We start from the raw sequence: 20,739 nt of genomic DNA on the forward strand, positions 1-20,739 counted from the left end.
GCAAGGCGTGGATGCGGGTGACGGGGAGGGACTGTCGATGCCGGATGCTCGGGGGAGCTCCGAAGAGAGCCGGACGCCGGGACTGCGTCCGCGGCGGCTGGTCGACGAGGCTGGGGAAACGGATCAGGAGGGCGGCGGGCGCGGATTCGCGGCGCTGAAGGCGCGCTGTGCGGGTCTGGCCAGGTCCGCGTGGACGGCCGTGCGGCCCAACCGCCGCCGGACGACCGGATACATCGCGCTGTGTTCGGTGAGCGCGCTGGTCGGTACGTCCATCGTGGTGGGCTCGGGCAAGGCGGGCGCGGTGCCCGACCTGGCCGACGTCGGTGCGTGGCTGACCAGTTCCCGCACGGGTGAGGCCGCGCACGCCAACGGCCTCACCGGGGACGTGGACGGCAAGGTCAAGCTGCCCGGCATGGGCGACCACCCGGTCTCCATCTCGCAGGACGGCAAGACCGTGCTGGTCCTGGACGAGAAGACCGGCAAGCTCGTCCGGATCGACCCCTCCCAGCTGACCGTCGAGCAGTCCTCGCGCTATGGGACGGGGCTCCAACTGGTGTCCGGCGGCCGGTACGCGTATCTGGTCGACCCGGTCAAGGCCCGGGTGCAGCGCATCGATCCGGTGCGTACGACACCGATCGGCGCCCCGGTCGATCTGGGCCGGGGGCCGTTGGGCAAGGCGGTGGCGGACCGCAAGGGCACGCTGTGGGTGCCGGTGCCGGGCAAGGGCACGGTCGTACCGTTCCCGAACGGCAAGAAGGCGCCGGGCATCAAGGTCGCCGGCAAGAGCGGCAAGCCCGCCACGCTGGTGATGACCCTCGCCGACGGCCGCCCGGTGGTGACCGACACCAAGGGCGGCACGGTCACCCTGCTCAACCGCAAGGGGCGCGGGATGCGCTTCAAGCTGCCCAGCAACATCACCAAGGCGCCGGCCGATTCGGTGCTGGTCCCCGCGGCGACCGCCGGGGACGTGGTGCCGGTGCTGGCGAAGAACTCGGGCCGGATGGCGCTGGTCAACACCCGTACGGGCTCGCTGCTGACGGCGTCCCTGGGCTCCTCGAACCACGAGTACGGCACACCGCAAGTGCTGGGCTCGAAGGTGTACGTGCCCGACGAGAGCAACGGGACGCTGAAGGTGTACGACACCGATGCGGCCGCGATCACCAAGCCGGTCAAGGTGACCGGCAAGCCGGGCAAGCTGAGCCTGTTCGTCCGCGACGGGCTGCTGTGGGTCAACGACGCGGACAACGCGACCGCCGTGGTGATCAACTCCTCCGGTCACGTCAACCGCGTGCACAAGTACGACACCGATGTGCCCTCCGGCCGGAAGCCGAAGGAGAACGACCGGCCGGGCAACGACGGCAGCCGCGATCCGGCACCTGGCCCCAACGCGCCCAACCCGCTGCCCGAGGGGCCCTCGGGTCCTGGTCGGGACGACACGCCCTCGGGCCCCGACGCGCCGGCGGACAAGCCGGGCGGGGACGGCCCCGCGGACAAGCCCGCACGGAAGCCGAAGAAGCCCCTTCCCTCGAAGCCGGACGAGGACGAGCCGGCGAAGCCGCAGCCGCCCGGCGTCCCACAGGCGGAGTCCGCCTCCGGCGCCATCCGCGTCTCCTTCGCGCCCTCCTCCGGGGTGAAGCCGACCGGCTACCGGCTCAAGGGCGCACCGGCGGGTGCCGAGGTGCAGCCGGCGAAGGTCGGCCCCGGCGGCCCGTTCACCTTCGAGGTGAAGGGCGGCTCCTGCGACCAGCAGTACACCTTCTCCGTGGTGGCCGAGTTCGCCGGCGGCGACACCGAGGAGTCGGGCCGCTCAGGACCCGCCCGGCCGTGCGTGGCACCGGGGCAGCCGCAGAACGTCAAGTTCGACTTCCCGCAGGGCGGCAAGGGCATCAACCTGACCTGGCAGGCGCCCGCCAACGCGGGGAACGGCACCACGTACACCGTCACCGGCGGGGGCCCGGACACCGACAACAACCCGCGCAACACCGCGGCACGGTTGCGGAACTTGAAGAACTTCCAGACGTACAACCTCACGATCGCCGCGAAGAACGCGGCCGGTTCGGGCGGCAGCGTCGTCCAGCCGGTGAATCTGTCGAACACGAAGACCATCCGCGTCGCCGACAACGTCGCCGACGGCGACGACGTGGGCGTCCGCAGCGAGCCCACCACTCAGGGCGGTACGCGCCGCGGCAGCATTCCCGCCGGGGAGACGCCTGAGCTGAAGGTGATCTGCCAGGTCAAGGGCAGCCCGGAGGAGCACGACACATACAAGTGGAAGAGCGACGTCTGGGACCGCATCGAGTGGGACGGCGGCCCCGCCTACATCAGCGACCTGTGGGTCGGCACCAGTAACCACAAAGAAGGAAAGTTCTCCCCGGAGGTCTGGCCGTGCGAGTAGAACAACACCAACCGGCCGCGCCTGCCGCCCCCGCCTCCGCGGAGTCCGTCGCGCTGCTCGCCCAGTGCTTCCACGCGCTCGGCGACAACATCGAGCGGGTCGTCAAGGGCAAGCGGGACACCGTCGAACTGGCGCTGGTGTGCCTGTTCTCGGAGGGGCATCTGCTCATCGAGGACGTGCCGGGCACCGGCAAGACGACGCTGGCCCGCTGTCTGGCCGCCTCGCTGGAAGCCAGCTGGCACCGGGTGCAGTTCACCCCGGACCTGCTGCCCTCGGACATCACCGGGGTGACCATCTACCGGCAGAACACCGGCACGTTCGAGTTTCTGCCGGGCCCGGTCTTCGCCAACATCGTGCTCGGCGACGAGATCAACCGCGCCTCGCCCAAGACCCAGTCCTCGATGCTGGAGGTCATGGAGGAGCGGCAGGTCACAGCGGACGGCAGCACCCATCCGGTGCCCCGGCCCTTCATGGTGATCGCCACCCAGAACTCGGTGGACATGGGCGGCACTTATCCGCTGCCCGAGGCGCAGCTCGACCGGTTCCTGATGCAGGTCACCCTGGGCTACCCGGACCATGCCTCCGAGGTCGCCGTGCTCTCGGGTGCGGGATCCCAGCCCAGCATCGAGAAGTTGCCGACGATCGCGACGGGCCAGCACATCGCCGAGTTCATCCAGGTCGCCCGGCAGATCCAGGTGGCGCCCCAGCTGTACGACTACCTGGTGCGGGTGGTCGCGGCCACCCGCGAGCTGCCCGAGGTGCGGCTGGGCGCCAGCCCGCGCGGTTCCGTGGCACTGCTGCGCGCGGTGCGGGCGCGGGCCGCGTCGCAGGGGCGTACGTACGCGCTGCCGGAGGATGTCAAGGCGCTGGCGGGTCCGGTGCTGGCGCACCGGCTCATCCTCACCCCGGAGGCCGAGCTGAGCGGCCGCTCCGGCGCCGACGTCATCGCGGAGGCGCTGGCCACCGTTCCGGTACCACAGGCGGGGGCACAGGGCTGATGCTGTCGCCGACGGGTTGGGGGGCACTGGTCGGCGGCGCGGCACTCACGGGGGCCGGGTACGGATTCGGCTACCAGGAAGCGGCGATCCTCGGGGTCGGCTGCCTGCTCGCGGTGGGCGTGGCCCTCGTGTGGACAGGGCGCTCACCGCAGTTGACGGCGCGCCGCCGGGTCACACCGCGCAAGGTGGCGCGCGGGGACCGCGCCGAGGGCTCCGTCACGCTCACCAGCACCGGGCGCCGCACCCGGCGCGGAGTGGACATCACCGACAGGTGCGGCGAGTTGCCGCTCACCCTGCAGGTGCCGCCGCTCGCCGCCGGCGCCGAGCACACGGTGCGCTACGCGCTGCCCACCGAGCGGCGCGGCCGGATCGCGCTGGGCCCGCTGCGGCTGGAGCGTACGGACCCGCTCGGACTGGCCCGCCGGGTGCGGGTCTTCGGGCCCGGTGAGGGCGGCACCGACACCCTGCTGGTGCGGCCCCGGGTGTGTCTGCTGCCCGTCCTGCCTTCGGGTACGGCGCACCATGTGGAGGGGCCGACGTCGGACACCGCGGACGAGGGGTCGCTGACCTTCCACGCGCTGCGCGAGTACGTGCTGGGTGACGATCTGCGGCGGGTGCACTGGCGGTCCACGGCCCGCACCGGAACGCTGATGGTCAAGCAGCTGGTGGACGTCTCGCTGCCGCACACCACGGTGGTGCTGGACACCCGGGCCGCCGCCTACCGCACCGAGGACGACTTCGAACTGGCCGTGGACGCCGCCGCGTCGGTCGCGTTCGCCGCCGCCCGCTCCAACTTCCCCGTCGACGTGCTGAGCGAGACCGGTCCGGTGCTGCGTACGGACGGCGCGGGCGGCAACGACGCGGAGGCGCTGCTGGACCGGCTCGCGCTGGTGCACCGGTCCGAACGGGCCTCCGCTGCGGGGGCCTTCGACGATCTGGAGCGGGCGCGCCGCCGCGGCTCCCTCACCGTCATCACCGGTACGGCGGATGTCACCGGGCTGAGCGCGCTGGAGCGGGTGCGCCGCCGGTTCGACAGGACGGTGGTGCTGCGGGCCGGGGCGCAGGCCGAGGACGATCCGTATGAGCCGCCCGGCCTGGGCAGCGATGTTCCGCAGCTGCGGGTGACAGGGCTCGACTCCCTGCTGGCCGCCTGGCGTTGGGAGGCGGTGCGATGAGCCCGGCCTCCAGCCCGCGCGCCACCGCCCTGCCGGGCGTGGGCCCCGCCGGTCCCGCCACCCACGACGGCCCCTCCTGGGCGCCGCCGCGCCCGACCGCCCCTGATGCACCGGGCCCGGCGCCTACGGTCCCGGGTGCGGGCGGCGGAGCGGCCGGTGGCGGGCCCGACGGCGCCCGGGTGATTGCGGCGCCGCCCGCGCCGCACCGGCTGTCGCTGCGCCGCCGCCTGTGGTCGCTGCTGCCCGTCGCCGGGCTGCTGGCCGCCTCGGGGCTGGGCTTCCACCGGGTGTTCCCGGTGGGGCCGCTGCTGCCCGTGCTGCTGATCGCCGTACTGGTGCCGATGGCCCTCGCGGCCGGGCTGTTCCTGACGCAGGGCCGCAAGGGCCGCTCGGCTCCGCTGTGGCCCTCGCTGGTGCTGAGTGCCGTGGTGTGGCTGGTGACGGTGCGCGTGACGCTGTTCCACGACGCGGCGGGCGGTCTCGCCTCGGGCGGTGCCGTGGGCGAGGTCTGGTCGGCGTTGCTGGACGCGCCGCACGCGATCCTCACCACGATCCTGCCCGCGCCGACCGGCCCCGACTTCCTCGTACTGCCGCACGCGGTGCTGTGGCTGGCCTCGCTCGCCGCCGTCGAGCTGGCGCTGCGTACCCGGTCGCCGCTGCTGCCCGCGCTGCCGCCGGTGCTGGCCTTCGGCTTTCCGCTGGTGCTGGGCGTCTCCGGGCCCGGCTCCAACACGCTGCCTGCGACGGGCCTGGTGGCCTGTACGGCGCTGCTGGTGCTGCTGCGGTCGCGGGCGGCCCGGCGCGGCACCGTACGGACGCTGAGCACCGGCCTGCCCGTCGTCGCGGTGCTGGCGCTGGCGGCGGCGCTGCTCGGGCCGCGGCTGCCGGGCCTGTCCTCGCGCGAGCCGCTCGACCTGCGCGAGGATGTACGCCCGCCCACCGTTCACCCGCAGTCCACCAGCCCCCTCGACCAGGTGGGCGCCTGGCTCCAGCACCCGGAGACGCGGCTGTTCACGGCGCGGACCGAGGGCAAGGACCACAACTGGCGGCTCGCCGTGCTGGACCACTACGACGGCGTGAAGTGGACCTCCGACGCCGAACTCGCCCGCTCCGGCGGCCGGGTGCCCCCGCAGCTGGGCGCCGACCCGGGCCGCCGCGAGCGGGTGGAGCAGCGGGTGACCATCCAGGACCTGCCCGGCATCTGGCTGCCCGCGGCGGACCGGCCCTCGTCGGTGAAGATCACCGGCAAGAGCAAAAAGGGCAGCGGCAACGAGGGCAAGGGCAAGGCCGACCGGGAGGCGAGACAGCTCGCCGTCGATCCCGCCAGCGGCGTGCTCGCCCTCGGGAAGGGCGGCGCCACCGGCACCCGGATCAACCGCGGGCTGTCGTACACCGCTGTCTCGCAGGCGCCGGTGTTCGACGCGAAGCGGCTCCAGTACGCGGCCGTGCCGGACGGGCCCGCCTACACCTCGCTGCCCCGTACCGACGCCACGGGCAAGCCGATCAAGGCGATCGAGACGTTCTCGAAGCTGGCGGCGACCGCGACGGCCGGCAGCAGCTACCCGTACGAGCAGGCGCACAAGCTCGCCGCCTGGCTGCGCGAGCACTACCGCTTCGACCCCAAGTCGATTCCCGGGCACGCCTACCGCAACCTGGAGTTCTTCCTCACCACGGGGAAGCACGGCACCCCCGAGCAGTTCGCCGCGTCGTTCGCCGTCATGGCGCGCACGCTGGGGCTGCCGACGCGGGTCGCGGTCGGCTTTCGCGCCGACGGCGCCGGTCAGCAGGGCAGCGGCAAGGCCGGCACCGCGCAGCTGACCGGGCGCGACGCGCTGGCCTGGCCGGAGGTGCGGTTCAAGGGCGTCGGCTGGGTGCCGTTCTACCCGACGCCGGGACAGGCGTCGAAGGACGGCTCGTCCGTCCCGCCTGCCGGCCAGCCCAAGGAGCGGGAGAAGGCCGACCGGGACCTCGCCAAGAAGCCCCGCCCGTCCGTGCCGCCGCAGCAGCCGGACGACAGCAAGGACCGCGACCGCCGGGCGGCACCGGCCGACGGTGCCGGGCTGCCCGCGTGGGCGGTGGCGCCGCTGGCGGTGCTGCTGTTGCTCCTGGCGTACTGCGGCTACGCGGCCTGGGCCCCGTACCGCACCCGCAGTAGGCGTCGAGGCGCCCGCGATCCGGGACAGCGGGTACTGGGAGCGTGGCAGCAGATCGTCGACCGGCTCACCGAGATCGGGCTGCCCGCCACCGCGGCGCACACCGCGACGGAGGTGGCGGCCTTCGGTGTCGAGCGGATCGGCGGCAGCGGCAGCGAACAACTGCCCGCCCTGGCCCGGCTGGTGAACGAGGTCGGCTACGGGGGCCGCACCCCCGACGAGGCGACCGCGGACGCCGCCTGGCGGCACTGCGACGCCATCGAGGAGGTCGTCGCGCGGACGGTACCGCGCCGGGAGCGGGTCAAACGGGCGCTGCGGCCCCGCACGTTGCTACGTCACAGCCGATCAGGAGCACGCCAGTGAACGCCACCCCGAGCTGGGGAACCGCCAAGGAAGCCGGTACGGCCGGCCGAGCGGCCGCCGCCGCGCCGACCGCCGTCCTGCCTGTCCTGCCCGACGGCTACCAGTCCCAGCGCGTCCTCGCGGCGGGCCCGCGCGGCACGGTCGTCCTGTGCCGGGAGGTGTCGAGCGGCCGGGAGGTCGCCGTGAAGGTGCTGCCGCCGACGGTGGGCGACGCGGCACGCCGGCTCGCCGCGCACTCCGAGCTGCTGGCCGCGGGTGCGGCCGCCAGACATCCGTGCGCGGTCACGGTCATGGACGCCGGGTCGACCGGCGCTGAACAGCTGTTCGTGGTCGAGGAGTTCTGCCCGGGCGGCTCGGCGCAGGACCGGCTGACCGCCTCCGGTCCGTTCCCCGTCGAGGACGTGCTGGTGATCGGCGTACGGCTGGCCCTCGCGCTGCACTCCTCGCACCGGCGCGGAGTGCTGCACCTGGATGTGCGCCCGGCGAACATCCTCTTCGACGCCGACGGCGGCGCGCTGCTGGCCGGGCACGCGCTCGGCCGCGTACTCCAGCGGGCCGTCCCGTCCCTGGGCGCCGTCTTCGATCCGGCGTACGCGGCGCGGGAACTGTTCGGCTGGGAGGCCCCCGGGCCCGCCGCGGATGTGTACGCGCTGGGTGCGACGCTGTACGCCCTGCTGGCGGGTGAGCCCGCGCAGGCGGAGGCGGTGCGCCGTGGTGGCTCCGCCGCGTACGAGGCGGTGCTGGCCGGCGGGCTGCCCCGGCCGCCGCGCGGCGATGTTCCGGAGCCGCTGTACGCGCTGCTGCACCGGATGACGGCTCCGCACGCGGAGGGGCGGCCGCCGCTGACGGAGGTGCACCGCATCCTGCGGATGCTGCTGCCGGTCTCCTGCGCCGCGCGGGTCCCGGATCTGCAGCCGGAGGCCGAACCTGAGGTTCCGCTGCCGGGCTGGGACCCGGCCGACGACGCCCTGACCCAGCCGCCGCCGGAGACGGACGACGACCCGGACTCGCCGGAGGCCCTCGCACGCCGCCGCCGCACCCGCAACCGGGTGCTCGCCGCCTGCGGCGCACTGTTGCTGGTGGGCGGGGCGGGGGTGGCGCTGTTCCTGGTGCGGGCCGCGAACGACGCGGAGCGCGACCGCGCCGACAAGCCCCCGAAGAAGCCCGCCAAGTCGGCGCACCCGCTGCCCAAGGGCCAGGTCCCGGACTTCCAGGCCCAGGATGTGAAGGTCACCCGGGTCGGCCGGCAGGTCCAGGTCGTCTGGAGCAAACCGAAGAAGCCGCAGCCCGTCTACGGCTACGCCATCACCGCACAGTCCCGCGACGGAGAGACGGTGAAGGTGAAGAACACCAACGCGGACGAGCCGAGCGTCGTCTTCTCCTCCCCACCCGTGAAGCCCGGCTCCTGCTACGTGGTCACCTCACTGGTTCAGACCGCCAACGGCAGCGTGGGGCTGGCGTCGGCGGAGTCGGTGTGTGACAGGGGCGAGTCGCGCGGCCCGGTGGGATGAGTCCCGGCACGGCGGCCGGGATCACCCTTGGGGAGCCGTGATCACCCTGCGGTGCCCGGGATCACCTTGCGGATCCGGGGTCACCCTTCGGGATCGATGCCGCCCGCGTTCCGTCCCGCGTTCCCCGCCTTGTGGTCGAACGTGTCGTTGTCCGCGGCCGCGGTGGAGTCCGACCAGTCGCTCAGCGCCTTGAGCTTCTGCCGGAACACCGCGTTGGGGTCCTTGCCCTGCGCCTCGTTCTGGGCCTCCCGCTGAAGCTGGTCGAGGGACTTGAGGGTGCCGTCCTGGTTGAGGAGTTCCTTCGGCGGCGGAGGCTGCGCCGGGTAGCCCGCGTTGTAGAGGTACTGGATCATGCGGTACTCCTGGATCCCGGCGAAGTTCTGATACTCCTGGGTCGCCCGCTGCTGATTCGCGTTGTCACCGGTCGCCCAGGTGCCGACGCCCTTGCCGAGGGCGAACTTGACGCCTTTCCAGCCGTAGTTGAGGGCCGTGTTGGCAATCGTGATCTCGCCCAGACCGAGCGTCATGATGTCCTTGAAGACGCCTCGCATCGCGGCCTGCTGGGCGTCCATGTCCTTCCCGGCCGCGAGCTCAGCGTCGTACTGGGCCTTGGCCAGGCTGCCGAACGCCTCGGAGACGCGGGAGAACTGCTGCGGATCCTTGCCCCCGCCGCGCACCGCGTCGGCGTCGATCTTCGCCGCGCCCCTGAGGGCCTGATCGCTGAACTGCCCTGCGGCCTGGTCGAACACGTCGGTCGCCGGCTGGCTGTCGGCGAACGTCGTCAGGAACTTCTTGGTGTCGTCCTGACTGAGGTAGAAGGCCGGTGTGATGCCGGGCAGGTCGGTCCAGTTGAGGGGCTTGGTCATGCTCGACGGGTGGCCCTTGGCATCCGCGCCGCGCGCTCCGGTCGCCAGCTCGTGGATGTAGGAGGCGCCCAGATTCGCCATGGACGTCTTCATCGGCCACGGGGTGCCGTCCTTGCCCTTGCCCGCCATGTGCGTCATGGCGTTGAAGGCGAACTGGGCGGCGGCCAGGCTGTGCCGGCCCGGCTGCTCGGTCCCCACCCCGGACCCGGCCTCGATAGCCTTGCCCAGTCCGGCGGCGACGTCGTCCCCTGAGCCGTAGGACTTGGCGTAGTTGAGGAAGAGGTCGTACGTCTTCTTGTAGTCGCCCTGGTGCATGCCGTTCAGCACATCCCGGGCGGCCACGCCGTCCTTCCCGAGCAGGTTGAGTGCGAGTGCCAGGGTGTCGTCGCTGAGGCCGAACTTGGCGGCGTCCGACAGCGAGGCGCCGCGCCAGTCGTGGCCCTCCGGGTCCTTGACGAACTTGTCCAGGCCCAGGTTCTTCGCCGCCGTCTTGATGTACTCGGTCGGGAAGTGCCCGTACTGCATCAGCGCGAGCCGGCCCCAGGCGTCGCCCGGGTACTCCGACGGGCGCAGCATCATCTGGGTGACCTTGTCGAAGCCGGGGGTGGCGAGGAACTGGGCACTGCTGGCCGTGCCGAGCATGCGGCTGAAGGTCTTGAGGTCTTCCTGGGCGGTCCTGCTGCCCGACTGGGCCAGGAACGTCGGCAGTGTGGAGAGCCGGTTGGGGCCCAGGTTCGCGTAGAAGGCGGCCAGCACCTCGGGGTCGTCCTGGTAGCGGGCCAGATCACCGGCGATACGGTGCATCTCCTCCGCGCCCGAACCGTCGACATGGTTGATCCGGTTCATCCGGTCGGCCAGTTCCTTGCCCTTGCGCTGGGCGTCCTGGAGCGAGAGGAAATTGTCCGGCACCTGCACCATCTTGCGGCCGGGATCCGGGTGGTTGCGCTCCATGGCCTGCGCCAGGTCGAAGCGGCGTTTGAGTGCGGGCAGTTGCTGATCCACCCAGTTCCCGATGGCCACCAGCCGGTTCAGGCCGCTGGTGTCCACGCCGAACTGGCCGAACCGCTGGCTCCAGCCGTTGACGCCCTTGAGTACGTGGGCGCCGTTCACCAGGGAGTCGATCATTCCCTTGAGCCGCCCCGGATCGATGCCGCTGAACGTCCCCGACCCGGGCCCACCTGCCGGCGGAGTACTCATCGCCGTGTCCCCCTCGTACGACTCGCTCGGAACAGCCCGTTCACACTGCCTTGCGGTAGGCCCGGGCCTGGGCGGCCGTGACCTGCTTCGGCGTCTGTTTGAGCACCGCGTCCACCGCGTCCACGATGTCCTGGGCCAGGCTGTGCGCTTCGCCCTTGCGGCCCTCGATCTCGGTGGCGAACGTCTTGGCCACCGGCCCCTCCCAGACCCCGCCGCCGCCCATGTCGGACGCGGCCCGGTCCAAGGTGGCGGCGATGTGGCTCTGCTGGGCGGCGACGCTCTGCCGCAGCTGCAGCAGATCCGCGTACAGCGGACTGTTCACCATCTGCTTGTCGGAGTCGTGCTCGCCCATCGCGCCCCCGTCCCTGTCACCCGGCTCCGAAGGTTCACCGGACCCGCCGGTCCCGGCCGCCGCCGGGGCCCGGCGGCCTCGGCGGCACCCACTGATCCTAAGACGAACCGGGCAGCTCAGGCGTGCTGTTGCCGGATTGCTACGCGGCACGGGGAGCGCATCGGTGCACGGGCCGACGAGGGCGCGCGGCCGGGCTCCGGTGCTCACACGGTCGGGGCTCCGGTGCTCAGTTGATGGGCACGAACTGCCGTTGGCCGGTTTTCGGGTCGGGGGCGCCGAGGTACTGCTGACCGATGACGCGGTCGTCCTTGGTTCCCACTTTGCCCTCGAACCCGAAGGGGATGCCCTCGATCGTCACCTTCGCACCCGCCTTGATCTCGGAGGCACTGCCTTGATAGGTGACGGCGCTGACCTGCCCCCGGCTGTGCGCCAGCTTGGTGAAAAGGTCCGCGTCGGGGGGCGGCGGGCCGGACGGGACGCCGGCGTTCAGCAGGACGGAAGCGGGCGGCTCCTGCAACCACTTGCGGGCGGCGGCCTGTTCGTCGGATGCGGCGCCGATCGGCACGTTGACCGTCACCACATTTGCGCCGGTCGCCCCCAGCTTGTAGGAGCCGGAAACCTCTGCGGCCTTGCCGTCCAGCTCGCCGCCGAACTGTCCGTTGAGCTTCCCCTCCACCGTGCGGATCAGGCGGACCGCGGTGATGTTGGTGTTGGGGTCCGGGTTGTTCTTGTCCCGGACCACCTGGATCGTGCCGTTGAAGACCGTCCCGAATTCGGTCTTCACTCCCTCGCCCTTGGTGAACGTCCCCTCCACGATGAACTCCCGGCTCTCCGTCACCGAGGGGGGAAGTCCTGGGATGGTGCTGGTGATTTTGGAGATGTTGTCGCCCATCTTGATGTTGGGCGTCACGTTCCCCCCGCCGATCTCGACGCTCCCCTCCGCCCCCACCGATGCCGTCCTGATGTGTGGCTGGCCGATCCGACCCAGAATCTTCTGAAGCTCCATCGTGGCGACGCCCATGGGGTTCATATCGGGCGCCATTTCCTGCTGACGCAGCATGAAGGCCTGATGGATGTCCGTCTGGAGCCGGTCGGCCTCCGCCTTGTTCTTGAACACCCAGGTGTCGCCGACCTCCAGCTTGACGGCGCCGCTCAGCTCCAGATCGCCTGCCTCGATCTTGGCCCCGGCCTGGCCGTTGTTGATCATCGTGACGCGGTAGGTGCCGTCGCTCATCTGCTCGGTGCGGAAGGCGAAGCCCTGACCGATCTCGAAGATGCCGAGCTGAAGCTTGACGCTGCCCGCGCTCTCGTGGCTGGAGGTCTTGTACGGCACCACCTTGTAGTAGGCCAGGCTCTTCGCCTGCTCCAGCACGTCCGCGGGCAGTCCCTTGAGGGTCTCCAGCACCTCGGGCTTCAGATACAGATACTGCTGTCGCTGCGCCGGTGTCAGACCGGCCCACCACTTGGCGACCGCGTCTTCGCCGGCATCCCGTTTCGGTACGGCGTTGAGATCGACCATGGAGTCGAGCAGGGCGCCCGCATCCAGTTGGGCCCCGAGCGGCGCTGCCCGTGCGACCTGTTCCAGCCGGTCGCACCGGGTACGGATGTCGGCCGCCGTCTGGCGGAGGAACGGATCGATGGAGCCGGGCATCGGCCCGGCGGCCAGCGCCCCTGCCGACATGGAATGCGGAAACAGCTCCACGGGGAAGTCGGTCACGCTCGATGTCCGCGGCAACGGCAGCGGCGCCCCACCCGGCATCTGGAGGGTCATGAGCACCGGGTCGAGTTCCGGGCTGGTGCTCACCTTCTGCGGCGCCACATCGTCGGCGGCCGACTGCAGGATCTGCGTCAGCTGCCGGTGCATGGGCACCATCGAGCCGGCCACCGTGTCCAGGTGCCCGGCCAACTCCCGTACCTTCGCCGGGTCGAGGCCTTGGAACTGTCCCATCAGCGACCCCCTGTACCGGCCGCGGCGGCCTCTTGTTCGAGCAGATCGGCCTGGCTCTCCCAGGTCTGCGCGCTGGTGCGCAGCCCGTTGGCCATGCCCTCCAGCTTGCCCTGGTAGTTGCGCAGCGCTGTTGTGATGCGTTCGGCGTACGGCCCCTGCCACACGCCCTCGGCAGTCGCCTTGGACACTCCTGAACTCAGCGTGGAGCCCAGCGAACCGGCGAGGGTGCGGGCCTGTGCCGCGTGCTGCCGCAGGCGTCCGGCCCGTGCCCGTGCCTGCTCCGGTGTCTCCCCCGGTCTCATCGCCGACATGTTCCCCCCTGTTTCGTTCTCGAACAGCGGCCGATGATGGTGTCGTCCCGTCCCGATGGTAGGACGAAACTTCAGCCGTCGGACGAAGCTTCGATCTTAGGTCGAACTGTCCAGGTCGAGCGCGCTGTTGCATGATTGCTACGCAGTGCAGAGCACATCAGTGCAATGGCCGACGAATCTGGGACGTGCACGGGAACACGGAACGGACACCGGCCGACCCCGGGGGAGAGCTCATATGGAACTGCGGCTTACCGCCGCCGACGCCGCGGGAGGGCGGCGTACGGATCTGCTGGTGGATGTCGAGCCCGACGCCGCCGTCGGGACCGTCGCGCGGGAGGTCGCCCGGCAGCTGGGCGGCAGCGCCCCGGGCAGCGGACTCCCGGGCGGCGGCGCCGGGGGCGGCGGCATCGGGGCGGGAGGCGACCTCGCCGCGGGTGGCAACGGCGGTGCGGGAGGCGACAACGGTGCGCCCGCCCTGTACGTCAACGGCTACGCCCTCGACCCCGACATCCCGGTGGCCGCCTCCCCCGTACGGGACGGCGCGACGGTCTCCGTGGGAGCGCCCGGCGCCTGCCCGGGCCCTGAGGCGCAGGGCACCGTGGAAGTGCGGGTGGTGGGCGGTCCGGACGCCGGCCGGGTGTACCGGCTGGGCCCGGGCGTCGCCGTCGTCGGCAGCGGACCCGAGGCGTGGGTACGGCTGGCGGACAGCACGCTGCCCAGCTCGGCCTGTGAGATCGATGTGGCTGTCGACGGCACCGTGACCGTCAAGCCGGCCTTCGGCAGCAGTGTCACGATGGACGGCCGGCAGCTGGAGCAGCCGAAGATGTGGCGGCAGCGCGGCGTCATCGCTGCCGGGCACTCGCTGTTCGAGCTGCGCGAGCCCACCTTCCCCGACGCCGCGCTCAAGCCCTCGCAGGACGGTACGGGGCTGGACTACAACCGGCCGCCGCGGATCAAGCCGTCCGATCGCAAGACGAAGTTCCAACTCCCCTCCCGGCCCACGCAGTCGGAGAACCGGCCGCTGCCGTGGGCGGTCGCGCTCGCACCTCTGGTGGCTGCCATCGCAATGGTGGTGCTGCTGGGCAGCGCCATCTATCTGATCATGGCGGTGCTGACCCCGGTCACACTCGTCGCCAACCACTTCTACGACCGCCGGCACGGCAGAAGGTCCCACCGCCGTAAGCGCCGCGAATACGAGCAGCACAAGGTCTCCATCGAATTCCAGGCGCGCAAGGCGATGGCCGAGGAGACGGCGGCGCGCCGGCTGGCCTGCCCGGACCCGGCCGAGCTGTACGCCGTCGCCACCGGGCCAGGGCAGCGGCTGTGGGAACGGCGGCTGGAGGACGACGACTTCGGCGTGCTGCGCGTCGGCACCGGCACGCTGCCCTCCGAGGTGGAGGTGAACGACCCCAACCAGCAGGAACACCGCCGTACCGAGCCGCGGATGCTGACGGACGTCCCGGTGGGCGTTCCGCTGCGTACCCACGGCATCCTCGGCGTGGCGGGCCGCGGTGAGCTGCCCCGCGCGGTCGGGCGCTGGCTGGTCGCGCAGGCGTCGGTGCTGCACAGCCCGGCGGACCTCAGCATCTGTGTGCTGACCGATCCGTCGGGCCGCGAGTGCTGGGAGTGGGTGCGGTGGCTGCCGCACGCCCGCGGCCGCGAGGGCCACGGCGCGGTGGCGCTGCTGGGCACCGAGATGGAGAGCGTGGCCCGCCGGATCAGCGAACTGCTGGCACTGCTCGGCGCACGCCAGGAGGCCGCGGGCGAACGGCGTCCTGGCGCCGAGGACCAGTGGCGCGGCCCGTCCATGCTCGTCGTCCTCGACGGCTCCCGCAGGCTGCGCGCGCTGCCCGGGCTGACCCAGCTGCTGCGTGAGGGGCCCCGCTTCGGTATCCACCTGGTGTGTCTGGACGCGGACCGCGGGCTGCTGCCCGAGGAGTGCCGGGCGCTGGTGGAGGAGGACCACTTCGGGCTGTTGCAGGTGTCGCAGTTCGGTGAGAACCCGGTGCAGTCCGTACGGCCGGACTGTGTGCCACCCGTCTGGTGCGAGTCCGTAGCCCGCGCCATGGCGCCGGTCCGCGATGTGAGCGAGAAGGAGGCCGGCGCCCTGCCGGACTCCTGCCGGCTGCTGGACCTGCTGGGCCTGGAGCCGCCGTCGGCCGCCGCGATCACGGCGCGCTGGGCGGCGGGCGGCCGGTCGACCGCCGCCGTGGTGGGTGCCTCCTTCGACGGGCCGTTCACCATCGATCTCGTACGGGACGGGCCGCACGGGCTGGTCGCCGGCACCACCGGATCCGGTAAGTCCGAGCTGCTGCAGACGCTGGTGGCGTCGCTGGCGGTGACCAACCGGCCGGACGCGATGAACTTCGTACTGGTCGACTACAAGGGCGGCGCGGCGTTCAAGGGCTGCGAGCAACTGCCGCACACCGTCGGCATGGTGACCGACCTCGACTCCCATCTGGTGAAGCGGGCGCTGGTCTCCCTCGACGCGGAGGTACGCCGCCGCGAGCGGATCCTGGAGCCGGTCGGCGCCAAGGACATCGAGGCGTACGAGCGTGCCACCCGCCGGGACCCGTCCCTGGCGCCGCTGCCCCGGCTGCTGATCGTCGTCGACGAGTTCGCCTCGATGGCCCGGGAGCTGCCGGACTTCGTCACCGGTCTGGTCAACATCGCCCAGCGGGGCCGCTCCCTGGGCATCCATCTGATCCTCGCCACCCAGCGGCCCAGCGGTGTGGTCTCGCCCGAGATCCGGGCCAACACCAACCTGCGGATCGCGCTGCGGATGACCGACAACTCCGAGAGCCAGGACGTCATCGACGCGCCCGACTCGGCGTACATCTCCAAGAGCACACCGGGGCGGGCGCTGGTGCGGCTGGGCGCCTCCTCGCTGTTGCCGTTCCAGTCGGGCCGCGTCGGCGGGCGCAGGCCGCAGACGGCCGCCGAGCACAGCAGCGATCCGTGGGCCGTGCCGGTGGCGTGGCAGGATCTGGGCCTGCCCGCGCCCACCCGGCCCAAGCAGCAGGGCCGCCCGGACGACGATCCGCTGACGGACCTGGCGCTGCTGGTCGAGGCCGTCGGGGAGAGCGCAGCCGCGCTGCCGTGCGAGGAGCCGTACCGGCCCTGGCTGGAGCCGCTGTCCGACCTGGTGACGGTGGCCGAGGTGCCCCGCCCGACGGGCGGCCGCCGCGACGATGTGCCGCCCGCCGTGTTCGGCGTCACCGACGTACCGGCGCGGCAGGCCCGCGAGGCGCTGACCCTGGATCTGGTGGACGGCGACCATCTGCTGCTGGTCGGTGGGCCGCGCTCGGGCCGTTCGACGGCGCTGCGGACCATCGCCGCCTCGCTGGCCGATGTCGCCTCCCCGGCCGATGTCCATCTGTACGGCGTGGACTGCGGCTCCAACGCGCTGGTGCCGCTCTCCGTGCTGCCGCACTGCGGCGCGGTCGTCACCCGGGACCAGACCGACCGGCTCACCCGGCTGCTGGCCAGGCTCCAGGCCGAGATCGCCCGCCGCCAGCAGATCCTGGCCCGGGCGGGCGCCGCGAGCGTCGCCGAACAGCGCGCCTCCGCCGTCTCCCCCGAGGAACGGCTGCCGTGGCTGGTGCTGCTGCTCGACGGCTGGGAGAGCTACACCGCCACCTTCGAGCCGTACGACTACGGCAAGCTCATCGACGCCATGAACCAGCTGTTCCGCGAGGGGCCCTCCGTCGGCCTGCGGGTGGTGATGACCGCGGGGCGCAGCGGCCTGTCGGGCGTCGTCTCGTCCTCCTTCGGCGACCGGCTCATCCTGCGGCTGGCCGACCACAACGACTACACCACGGCCGGTATGACGCCCCGGGACGTGCCCTCCCACCTTCCGCCGGGCCGCGCCCTGCGACCCGGGGACGACGGGGTGCTGGAGAGTCAGATCGCGCTGCTGGACGCCGACCCCTCCGGCCAGGCGCAGGTGGGTGCCATCCGGCGTATCGCCGAGCGGGCCGCCTCGGTGCACGGCCGCCCGCCGCGCGCCCTGCGCCCGATGCGGGTGGACGCCCTCCCGGGGCGCGCCACGACGAGCGAGGCCCTGGCGCTGGACCCGGAGTTCACCCCGCCGTCCCCGCTGTGGGCGCTGGTGGGCGTGGGCGGCGACGAACTCGCCCCGATCGGCGTGGATCTGGGCCAGCACGGTCCCGGCTTCGTCATCGCGGGCCCGCCCAAGTCGGGCCGCTCCACTACGGTGTGCGCGGCGGCCCGGTCACTGCTGCGCGCGGGCCTGCCCCTCGTCGTCGTCACCCCGAAGCGCTCGCCACTGCGCGAACTGGCGGACGAACCGGGGGTGCTGGGCGTGGTACGGGAGACGGGTGACGCGGCCCCGTTGCAGGCGCTGCTGGACCGGGCCGCCGAGGGAGGCCGGTACGCGGTGGTCGTCGACGACGCCGAGCTGGTGTACGACACACCGCTGGACTCCGTGCTGGAAGCGGTGGTGCGCAGCGGGGTGGACGGCGGCCACGGTCTGGTGGCGGCCGGCACCACGGACTCGCTGACCTCGCAGTACCGCGGTTTCGTCAAGGAAGCCCGGCGCGCCCGCAGCGGGCTGCTGCTCTCGCCGCAGAACAACTCGGAAGGCGAGCTGTTCAACATCCGGCTGCCCCGCGCGACGGCCTCCGGCGTGACAGGGCGCGGGCTGCTGGTGCTCAGCGGCGACATGATGCCGGTGCAGGCCGTCACGGACGAGTGAGCCCCGGGGGTCGCATCCCGCACGCGGGATGCGACCCTCGTACGCCCCCGGCCGCCCCCCTGCACATGGTGCCCGCACACGCGGACGGGCCGCAGCCGAAGTGGCTGCGGCCCGTCCGTGCTGGATCGGTCAGCGGTGGATCAGTTGGTGGCGTGGTCGATGTTGTCCGCGTTGGTCCGGGCGGCACGTCCGGCCTCCCGCAGCGTCTCCACGAACTTGTCGAACGTCGGCTTCAGCCCCTCCCACTCGGTACGGAACTGCTGCGCCTTGCCACCGGTCCAGTAGCCCCCACTGTCGTTGCAGGCGCTCTGCAGGCTGGTGATCAGCCCGGACAGCGTGTTGGCGTCACCGTCGAACTTCCCCGCCAGCTCCCGCAGTCGCGCAAGGTCGGCACCGTTCATTCCCATAAGGAACCCTCCCCGTTTTCCGGCATTGACACGTCTTGCAGCACGGTAACGCACTTCACGTCCCCGCTGGACCCCTTCATGTCACAGGCCGTCAACAGCCTCCTACGCGGACCGGTGGTGCCGCCGCGGCAACACCCTCCGTCATACACGGGGAAGCTACTGCCGGTCGGCATGGTGCACCGCCCACCACTCCCTCGGTCACGCTCCGCACGCACCGATCACACAGAGCACTCACCAGTGACCGATTTGAAAAATGTGAGGTAAATCACAACGAATGAGGTGATTTATTCCGTTTCGTGGTCACTCGGGGTAGGTGGTGGGCGGTCTTGGCCGTTCCGCCGCAGGCGCTCCAAGGAAGGAGGACGACCATGGCAGCACCTACGCCCGGTACCACCATGGAGCACCACCCCGACCTGGTGGAGATGCGTGCTCGGTACGAGAAAGCCGGGTCCACGCCGGTCGCACAGATCGTGGAGGGGCTGACCTTCCTCACCGGTCTCTACATCGCGATCTCACCGTGGGTGGTCGGATTCAACGGTTCGACCGCCCTGACGACGAGCAACCTCATCGTCGGTCTGGCGTTCGCGGTGCTCGCCCTCGGATTCGGTTCCGCTTACGAGCGGACGCATCTGCTGGGCTGGACCGCGCCGCTGCTCGGAGTCTGGGTGATCATCTCGCAGTGGGTGATCAAGGGGGCTCCGGACACGGCGCAGATCGTGGTCAACAATGTGGTCGCGGGAGGTGTGGCAGCCGTCTGCGGACTCGCGGTCATGGGGTTGGCGATCATGGGCAAACGGAAGACATGACGCCCAGCGCCTGACGCGCGGACGCAGGACACGAACAGAGCCAACAGAAGATGACGCGCGGGATCCGACGCGCGTACGGACGGGCGGAGCGGTCTGAGATGCGACCGCGCCGCCCGCTTCGTGTGCGCCCCCGCGATGCTCCCGCGACGCCTCGCCTCGTATGCGGCTCCCGCGACGCCTCATCGCGCTCAAGGCTCGCGGCGCACCGCCCCGTGACGCGCCCCGTACGCCAGCTCCCGGCCCGCGGCGCGCGCGTGCCCCGGCCCGCACACCCGCCGCCGGATGGCCCCCAGGGGGTGCGGCCCGCGCCGAGCTGGGATTGGCTTGAGTGGTGAGGGCCGCTGCCCGCGCCCGGGGTGCAGCCCCGGCGGCTCGGCGACCCGGCACGGCCGCCGACACGGCTGGCACGGCAATCAGGCGGTAGGCCGTCGATCGGCACACGGGCAGTCAAGGAGGCGTCCGACGGGCCATGGGCATGGGCACGGCGCAGCGGATCGACGCCTTTCAGCAGCGGCACAGCTGGGCGGGTCTGCCCCTCGCCGTCGTCTACAAGATCTTCGACGACCAGGCCCTCTATCTGATCGCCCTGCTCACTTACTACACCTTCCTGTCGATCTTCCCCGCGCTGCTGCTGTTCGTCTCCGGGCTCGGGTTCTTCCTCGAGGACAATCCGGAGCTCCAGCGGCGGCTGCTGAACTCGGTGCTCGCCGAGTTCCCGGTGCTCGGCGAGCAGCTGCGGGGGCGGGTCCACGCGTTCCGCAGCAACGGCATCGCCCTCGCGGTCGGTGTGGCGGGAAGTCTCTACGGCAGCCTGGGAGTCGCGCAGGCCGCGCAGTACAGCCTCAACAAGATCTGGGCGGTGCCCCGGTACCAGCGGCACGATCCCTTCAAGTCGCGGCTGAAGGGGATGCTGTTCCTGATGACGGTGGCGTGCGGGTTGTCCGTGACGCTGCTGCTCTCGCTCGCCACCTCGGAGTCCCGGGCGTTCGGCACGGACCTGGGCACCGGGCTGCGCGCGACGATCACCCTGGTGGCGGTGGCCGTAAACGCCGGTCTGCTGCTGGCCACCTTCACCTTCCTCACCCACCACCAGGTGGCGCTGCGCCGGCTGTGGGCCGAGTCCCTCGGTGGTGCCTGCGCATGGCAGCTGCTGCAATGGGCCGGCGGGTACTACGCCACCAATGTGCTGCGCGGCGCGAGCACGACGTACGGGATGTTCGGGATCGTGCTCGGTCTGCTCGGCTGGATCTATCTGGGCGCGCTGATCTTCGTGGTGGCGGCCGAGGTGAGCGTGGTGCGGGCCCATCGGCTGTGGCCCCGCAGTCTGCTGGCGCCGTTCACCGACCGGGTGTGGCTGAACTGGGCCGACCGTAAGGCGTACGCCTCCTATGCCACCACGGAGACGTTCAAGGGCTTCCAGACCGTCACCGTGGAGTTCCTCCAGCGGCCGCCCCCGGGCGCCCCGCCCGCCGAAGACCCGCCCCCGGGAGATCCGCCCCCCGAGGATCCCGCAGCGGAACGGCAGGATCGGGGCTGACGG

At 71.7% G+C, this 20,739-nt stretch carries 13 protein-coding genes; 8 read left to right on the forward strand and 5 right to left on the reverse strand.

The features are described 5' to 3' along the window. Positions 1–37: 37 nt before the first annotated feature. Genes ACQEU8_RS06735 through ACQEU8_RS06755 form a run of 5 tightly spaced genes read left to right on the forward strand, consistent with a single transcriptional unit; the run spans position 38 to position 8,595 of the window. A complete protein-coding gene (locus ACQEU8_RS06735; RefSeq protein WP_433097839.1) occupies positions 38–2,395 on the forward strand; it encodes a fibronectin type III domain-containing protein in 2,358 nt (785 codons plus the stop codon). Beyond that, a complete protein-coding gene (locus ACQEU8_RS06740; RefSeq protein ID WP_433097841.1) occupies positions 2,386–3,393 on the forward strand; it encodes an AAA family ATPase in 1,008 nt (335 codons plus the stop codon). The genes ACQEU8_RS06735 and ACQEU8_RS06740 overlap by 10 nt, the downstream gene beginning before the upstream one ends. Next, positions 3,393–4,568 carry a DUF58 domain-containing protein gene (locus tag ACQEU8_RS06745; RefSeq protein WP_433097843.1) on the forward strand — a complete coding sequence of 392 codons (1,176 nt, stop codon included), beginning with the start codon at positions 3,393–3,395 and terminating at the stop codon, positions 4,566–4,568. The genes ACQEU8_RS06740 and ACQEU8_RS06745 overlap by 1 nt, the downstream gene beginning before the upstream one ends. Further along, the gene (locus ACQEU8_RS06750; RefSeq protein WP_433097845.1) at positions 4,565–7,084 is read left to right on the forward strand and encodes a DUF3488 and transglutaminase-like domain-containing protein; all 2,520 of its coding nucleotides are present in this window, start codon (positions 4,565–4,567) and stop codon (positions 7,082–7,084) included. Before ACQEU8_RS06745 ends, ACQEU8_RS06750 begins: the two co-directional genes overlap by 4 nt. Beyond that, complete coding sequence (locus tag ACQEU8_RS06755; RefSeq protein WP_433097847.1) at positions 7,081–8,595, forward strand: serine/threonine-protein kinase; 1,515 nt, start codon at positions 7,081–7,083, stop codon at positions 8,593–8,595. Before ACQEU8_RS06750 ends, ACQEU8_RS06755 begins: the two co-directional genes overlap by 4 nt. 80 nt (positions 8,596–8,675) lie before the next feature. Here ACQEU8_RS06755 and ACQEU8_RS06760 read toward each other — a convergent pair whose 3' ends face one another. The 4 genes from ACQEU8_RS06760 to ACQEU8_RS06775 all read right to left on the reverse strand — a co-directional run bounded on the left by ACQEU8_RS06760 (position 8,676) and on the right by ACQEU8_RS06775 (position 13,269). Further along, on the reverse strand, positions 8,676–10,658 hold the full coding sequence (locus tag ACQEU8_RS06760; RefSeq protein ID WP_433097849.1) for a hypothetical protein: 1,983 nt from the start codon (positions 10,656–10,658) through the stop codon (positions 8,676–8,678). Positions 10,659–10,698: 40 nt separating this feature from the next. Continuing rightward, positions 10,699–11,010: a hypothetical protein gene (locus ACQEU8_RS06765; protein ID WP_433097851.1), complete on the reverse strand. Its 312-nt coding sequence runs from the start codon at positions 11,008–11,010 to the stop codon at positions 10,699–10,701. A 226-nt stretch (positions 11,011–11,236) separates the two neighbouring features. After that, positions 11,237–12,958, reverse strand: a complete 1,722-nt coding sequence (locus ACQEU8_RS06770) for a hypothetical protein (RefSeq protein WP_433097853.1) — start codon at positions 12,956–12,958, stop codon at positions 11,237–11,239. Further along, the gene (locus ACQEU8_RS06775) at positions 12,958–13,269 is read right to left on the reverse strand and encodes a hypothetical protein (RefSeq protein WP_433097855.1); all 312 of its coding nucleotides are present in this window, start codon (positions 13,267–13,269) and stop codon (positions 12,958–12,960) included. The genes ACQEU8_RS06770 and ACQEU8_RS06775 overlap by 1 nt, the downstream gene beginning before the upstream one ends. Positions 13,270–13,504: 235 nt before the next feature. Between ACQEU8_RS06775 and ACQEU8_RS06780 the strand changes: the two genes are divergently transcribed. Next, the gene (locus ACQEU8_RS06780) at positions 13,505–17,986 is read left to right on the forward strand and encodes an FtsK/SpoIIIE domain-containing protein (RefSeq protein WP_433097857.1); all 4,482 of its coding nucleotides are present in this window, start codon (positions 13,505–13,507) and stop codon (positions 17,984–17,986) included. Positions 17,987–18,126: 140 nt separating this feature from the next. Here ACQEU8_RS06780 and ACQEU8_RS06785 read toward each other — a convergent pair whose 3' ends face one another. Continuing rightward, positions 18,127–18,393 (reverse strand): WXG100 family type VII secretion target, encoded by a 267-nt coding sequence (locus ACQEU8_RS06785; RefSeq protein WP_433097859.1) that lies wholly within the window; start codon positions 18,391–18,393, stop codon positions 18,127–18,129. A gap of 368 nt (positions 18,394–18,761) precedes the next feature. Here ACQEU8_RS06785 and ACQEU8_RS06790 point away from each other — a divergent pair, with 368 nt between their 5' ends. Both ACQEU8_RS06790 and ACQEU8_RS06795 read left to right on the forward strand, forming a co-directional pair. Then, positions 18,762–19,199 (forward strand): SPW repeat protein, encoded by a 438-nt coding sequence (locus ACQEU8_RS06790; RefSeq protein ID WP_433097861.1) that lies wholly within the window; start codon positions 18,762–18,764, stop codon positions 19,197–19,199. Positions 19,200–19,668: 469 nt separating this feature from the next. Then, positions 19,669–20,736, forward strand: a complete 1,068-nt coding sequence (locus tag ACQEU8_RS06795; RefSeq protein WP_433097863.1) for a YihY/virulence factor BrkB family protein — start codon at positions 19,669–19,671, stop codon at positions 20,734–20,736. Positions 20,737–20,739 lie beyond the last annotated feature (3 nt).

This window comes from Streptomyces sp. CA-250714, assembly GCF_050936705.1.
Taxonomy (GTDB): domain Bacteria; phylum Actinomycetota; class Actinomycetes; order Streptomycetales; family Streptomycetaceae; genus Streptomyces.

Bases quoted from the DNA above. Each gene is read 5' to 3' on its own strand.
- ACQEU8_RS06735 (WP_433097839.1), top strand. From the start codon at position 38: ATGCCGGATGCTCGGGGGAGCTCCGAAGAGAGCCGGACGCCGGGACTG.
- ACQEU8_RS06745 (WP_433097843.1), top strand. From the start codon at position 3,393: ATGCTGTCGCCGACGGGTTGGGGGGCACTGGTCGGCGGCGCGGCACTC.
- ACQEU8_RS06750 (WP_433097845.1), top strand. From the start codon at position 4,565: ATGAGCCCGGCCTCCAGCCCGCGCGCCACCGCCCTGCCGGGCGTGGGC.
- ACQEU8_RS06760 (WP_433097849.1), bottom strand. From the start codon at position 10,658: ATGAGTACTCCGCCGGCAGGTGGGCCCGGGTCGGGGACGTTCAGCGGC.
- ACQEU8_RS06765 (WP_433097851.1), bottom strand. From the start codon at position 11,010: ATGGGCGAGCACGACTCCGACAAGCAGATGGTGAACAGTCCGCTGTAC.
- ACQEU8_RS06770 (WP_433097853.1), bottom strand. From the start codon at position 12,958: ATGGGACAGTTCCAAGGCCTCGACCCGGCGAAGGTACGGGAGTTGGCC.
- ACQEU8_RS06775 (WP_433097855.1), bottom strand. From the start codon at position 13,269: ATGTCGGCGATGAGACCGGGGGAGACACCGGAGCAGGCACGGGCACGG.
- ACQEU8_RS06780 (WP_433097857.1), top strand. From the start codon at position 13,505: ATGGAACTGCGGCTTACCGCCGCCGACGCCGCGGGAGGGCGGCGTACG.
- ACQEU8_RS06785 (WP_433097859.1), bottom strand. From the start codon at position 18,393: ATGGGAATGAACGGTGCCGACCTTGCGCGACTGCGGGAGCTGGCGGGG.
- ACQEU8_RS06790 (WP_433097861.1), top strand. From the start codon at position 18,762: ATGGCAGCACCTACGCCCGGTACCACCATGGAGCACCACCCCGACCTG.
- ACQEU8_RS06795 (WP_433097863.1), top strand. From the start codon at position 19,669: ATGGGCATGGGCACGGCGCAGCGGATCGACGCCTTTCAGCAGCGGCAC.